Here is a 1,333-nt window from a genome sequence, read left to right as displayed (position 1 = left end):
TCGGATAGCACCCCGTTAAATAGACAATATTAACTCAAACTCATTTTAGCTTATATTTGCTAAATAATACTCATGAGGGGGTACATATCCTATTGAGGAATGTATTCTCTCATTATTATATCTATACACAAAATCCTTAATATCATAGCTAATATGATTTAAAGACATATAGATTTTGCCTGCAAGGCATTCGTCTTGAAGATACCTATGATAAGATTCAATATAAGCATTATAATTAGGACTTCTAGCCGGAATTCGTTCATGTAGAACATTTTCGGTTATACAAGCCTTTTCAAAGGTACCACTAATAAACTGGCTACCATTATCTGTGCGAAGCACCACGCCAGAGTTAGTATCCTTGATATTTCTATTATATAATGCCTCGATTAGCACTTTCGTAGCAACTTCACCAGTACATCTTAAATCTATAGAATAAGCAACTATTTCTCTATCATATACATCTATAATTGATGTTATATAGGCTGTTTCCCTAGTACCTCCTATAAACGCATACTTTATGTCCATCTGCCAAAGTTGATTTGACGCTGTAACTTTTCTTTCTTTACATTTCGGTGACATACGTCTAACGTGGCTCTTTTTATTTGGAAATAGAAGAGACAAATTTTTCATTAGACGCTTAACCTTCTTTTTATTTATCTTTAAGTCATAATCACGTCTAAGCTCATATGTTATCTTTTTATACCCATAATGCTTTGTTGTTTCTTTATTTTTTAGGTAGCTAATATAGCTTTGAATTTGAACATCATTAACCTTAGTGCCATCAAATTTATAGCTATACCCTGGATATTTTCTTCCTACGTTGTTATAGCTACGCTTTTCTTTATTTTTCATATATTTATAATAAGTTGATCTATTAACCTTAACTATTTGTAGAACAACTACCTTAGAATAGCCAATATTAATCCATTTGTTAGCTACCTCAATTCTTTCAGCTAAAGTAGGTTCTTTTTTTTTAATAAGTCTCTTAATATTTTAATCTCCAAATCCTTTTCTTCAAGCTCTTTTTTTATTTTCTTATATTCTTTTTTGTAATTAGGAATGATGTCTTTCTCAATTTGCTCCTTCGGAGCTAGTGTCTTTCCATATCTTCTATAATTGCTAATCCACCTAGATAAAAGACTAGGATGAAGATCATACTTCTTAGCAACTAATATATTGCTACCGTATTCTAATGCTTCATTAACATATTTTACTCTTTCATCTTCAGTAAACCTACGAATAAATTTATCCATTTCTATAGACCCTCCTAAATTCTAAATATATCTTATAACTAATGAGTTAATGTGTCCACTTTAATTAGGGGGCCTATAGG

General features: G+C 30.9%; 2 protein-coding genes. Both read right to left on the bottom strand.

Features of this window, described 5'->3' with window-relative positions:
* Positions 1-45: 45 nt before the first annotated feature.
* Complete coding sequence (locus CLLI_RS03470) at positions 46-918, bottom strand: IS3 family transposase (protein WP_106062858.1); 873 nt, start codon at positions 916-918, stop codon at positions 46-48.
* Between the two features lie 35 nt (positions 919-953).
* Positions 954-1,253, bottom strand: coding sequence for a transposase (locus tag CLLI_RS03465; protein ID WP_106062857.1), 300 nt, complete (start codon positions 1,251-1,253; stop codon positions 954-956).
* Positions 1,254-1,333: the final 80 nt, after the last annotated feature.

The sequence above is a fragment of the Clostridium liquoris genome, from assembly GCF_002995785.1.
Lineage (GTDB): Bacteria > Bacillota > Clostridia > Clostridiales > Clostridiaceae > Clostridium_AO > Clostridium_AO liquoris.
The sequence above is the reverse complement of the archived record's forward strand: the minus strand, read 5'-3'. Positions and strand labels throughout refer to the sequence as shown.